General features: G+C 71.9%; 4 protein-coding genes. 2 read left to right on the forward strand and 2 right to left on the reverse strand.

What is annotated here, in order from left to right; all coding sequences use genetic code 11:
- Positions 1-18 precede the first annotated feature (18 nt).
- Positions 19-951, reverse strand: a complete 933-nt coding sequence (locus HMPREF0731_RS17080) for an NAD(P)-dependent oxidoreductase (RefSeq protein WP_040613811.1) — start codon at positions 949-951, stop codon at positions 19-21.
- Between the two features lie 5 nt (positions 952-956).
- Positions 957-1,289, reverse strand: coding sequence for a carboxymuconolactone decarboxylase family protein (locus tag HMPREF0731_RS17085; RefSeq protein WP_007005430.1), 333 nt, complete (start codon positions 1,287-1,289; stop codon positions 957-959).
- 199 nt (positions 1,290-1,488) lie between these two features.
- On the opposite strand from HMPREF0731_RS17085, the gene HMPREF0731_RS17090 reads away from it, so the two are divergent.
- Both HMPREF0731_RS17090 and HMPREF0731_RS26510 read left to right on the forward strand, forming a co-directional pair.
- Positions 1,489-2,463 (forward strand): Bug family tripartite tricarboxylate transporter substrate binding protein, encoded by a 975-nt coding sequence (locus HMPREF0731_RS17090; RefSeq protein WP_007005431.1) that lies wholly within the window; start codon positions 1,489-1,491, stop codon positions 2,461-2,463.
- Between the two features lie 54 nt (positions 2,464-2,517).
- Positions 2,518-2,645, forward strand: a 128-nt coding sequence (locus HMPREF0731_RS26510; RefSeq protein WP_169312305.1) for an SDR family NAD(P)-dependent oxidoreductase, incomplete at its 3' end; no start/stop codon positions are given.

The raw sequence follows: 2,645 nt of genomic DNA on the forward strand, positions 1-2,645 counted from the left end.
AAAAAGAACCCTTACTTTCTAAAAGTCTTTCCCATCGGCATCGATCACCGCCTGCAGCTTCGCGCGGTCCACCGCGATCTCCACACCCGCGCGTTCCAGCTCCAGCAGCATGGCGGAACGGGAATCCCGATGCCCCCAGCCGCGGTTCAGCGCCTCGGTCATTTCCTCCAGCGTCAGCGCCGCGAAGCGCATCGGCACGCCGACCTCGCGCCCCAGCGCGCAGGCCAGGGCAACGTCCTTGTGCGCCAGGCGCAGCTGGAAGGCCGGCGGGTCGTAGCTGTTGGGCAGGAACTGCTCGGTCACGCCGTCATAGGTGCGGCGGCGGCCATGCACGCCCTGGCGGATGGCGGCGTAGAGCGCCAGCGGCTCCAGCCCCGCCTTGGCGCCCATGGCGAAGACCTCGGCCATGATGGCGTTCAGCGCATAGCCCGAGAGGTTGTGCGCCAGCTTGGCGATGCTGCCGGCGCCGATCCCGCCCACCAGGATGGCGCGGTCGCCCATCGCATCCAGCAGCGGCCGCACGCGGTCGAAGACGCTGCGGTCGCCGCCGACGAAGAAGGCCAGCTTGCGGCTGGCGGCGCCGCGCGGGCCGCCGCTGATCGGCGCGTCCAGCACATGCACCCCGCGCTCCGCCGCCGCCGCGTGCAGCGCGCGCACGGTGGAGACGGCGTTGGTCGAGAGGTCGACGATGACGCCGCCCGGCGCCATGCTGCCGATCAGCGCCGCGCCCACCGCCTCGACCTCCTTCGGGCCGGGCAGGGAGGTGAACACCACCTCGCACGCCGCGCCGAGCGCCGCCGGGCTGTCGGCCCAGTGCGCGCCGCCTTCCAGCAGCGCGGCGGCGGCCTCGCGCCGCATGTCATGCACGGTGAGGACAACGCCCGCGGCGCAAGCGAGGTTGGCGGCCATGCTGGCGCCCATGGTGCCAAGGCCGATGAATCCGACCCGCATGGCGCTCACGAATCCCGCTTCTCGAGCACTTCGGTCAGCACCTGCGCCGCCGACATGGCGGCCGGCCATCCGGCATAGAAGGCGAGATGTGTGATGGCGCCGGCGATCTCCTCGCGCGTCACGCCATTGTCGAGGGCGCGGCCGATATGCACGGCGAGCTGCTCCGGCCGGTAGGTGGCGGCCAGCGCGGTGACGGTCACCAGGCTGCGGTCACGCTTCGAGAGATCCTCGCGCTCCCAGAGATCGCTGTAGACCACGCCCTCAGTGTAGGCGACGAGGGCGGGCACGGTCTTGCGCACGCGGTCGCGCTGCGCGGATTGCGGGATCGGCTTGCTCATCCTGGCTCTCCTGGGCGTTCCTGGCGCGGCGCGTTGCGGGGCGCCGTCTTCCGGGGGCGAGCTTACGGCCGGGGGGAGGGGGCGGCAAGGCGTCGTAAGATTGTTAGACAAAAAGATTGCCGGCCGGCATCGGTCATGGTTGCCTGCGGCCACGCGGCGCGCAGACGCCGCCCAGAAGAACCGCAGGAGGAGACCGAGCATGCGAGGAGCATTGCGCTGCGCCGCCCTGCTGGCGCTGTGGTGCGCCAGCCCCGCCTTGGCGCAGGATTTCCCATCCCGTCCCGTCACCATGATCGTGCCCTCGGCGCCGGGCGGCACGCTGGACGCGCTGGGGCGACTGATGGCGCAGGGCATGGCGGCCGAGCTCGGCCAGAATGTCGTGGTGGAGAATGTCAGCGGCGCCGGCAGCATCGTCGGCATGCAGCGGCTGGTCCGCTCGAATGCCGATGGGCACATCATCGGCTTCGGCAATCTTGGCTCGCTCGCCGCCAATGTCGCCATCACGCGCGATCTCGGCTTCGATCCGCGCCAGGACCTGACGCCGGTCTCGATCGTCGCCAACGTGCCCATGGTGATCGCGGCCAGCCCGCAATCCGGCGTGCGCGACCTGGGCACGCTGCTGTCGCGCATCCGCGAGCGCGGCGACCGTGTCACCTTCGGCACGCCCGGCACCGGCACCACCGGCCATCTGGCGCCGGCCTATCTGCTGTCGCTGACCGGGTTGCAGGCGACGCTGGTGCCCTATCGCGGCGCCGGTCCGGCGATGGGCGACCTCGCCTCCGGCACGGTGGATGCGGTGATCGACCAGACCGTCACCATGATCCCGGCGCATCGCGGCAACACCGCCTTCGCCCTGGCGGTGACCGGCCCGCAGCGCCTGGCGCAACTGCCCGAGGTGCCGACCTTCGCCGAGGCGGGCGTGCCCGGCTTCGACATGGTGATCTGGAACGCCATCGTCGGGCCGCGCGGCATTCCGGAGCCGGCGCTGCGGCGGCTGGTGCGGGCGGTGGAGGCGGCGCTGGCCAGCCCGAATGTCACCGCGCGCTTCGCCGACCTGGCCACGACCGCGCCGCCGCCCGAGGAGCGCGGGCCGGAGGTGCTGCGCCAGCGCATCGCCGCGGATGTCGAACGCTGGGTGGGCATCGTGCGGGCGGCGGGCATCACCCCGCAATAGGCGCGGCCGCCCCGCTTTGGCATACCGGAGCCCGAACAGGGGAGAACGATGCCGATGACCGAGACCACGCGAAGCCTGGAGGGCCGCGCCGCCCTGGTCAGCGGTGCCAGCAAGGGCATCGGCCTGGCCATCGCCCGGCGGCTGGCGGCCGAGGGGGCGCGGGTGATGCTGGTGGCCCGCTC

The organism is Pseudoroseomonas cervicalis ATCC 49957, assembly GCF_000164635.1.
GTDB classification, from domain to species: domain Bacteria; phylum Pseudomonadota; class Alphaproteobacteria; order Acetobacterales; family Acetobacteraceae; genus Pseudoroseomonas; species Pseudoroseomonas cervicalis.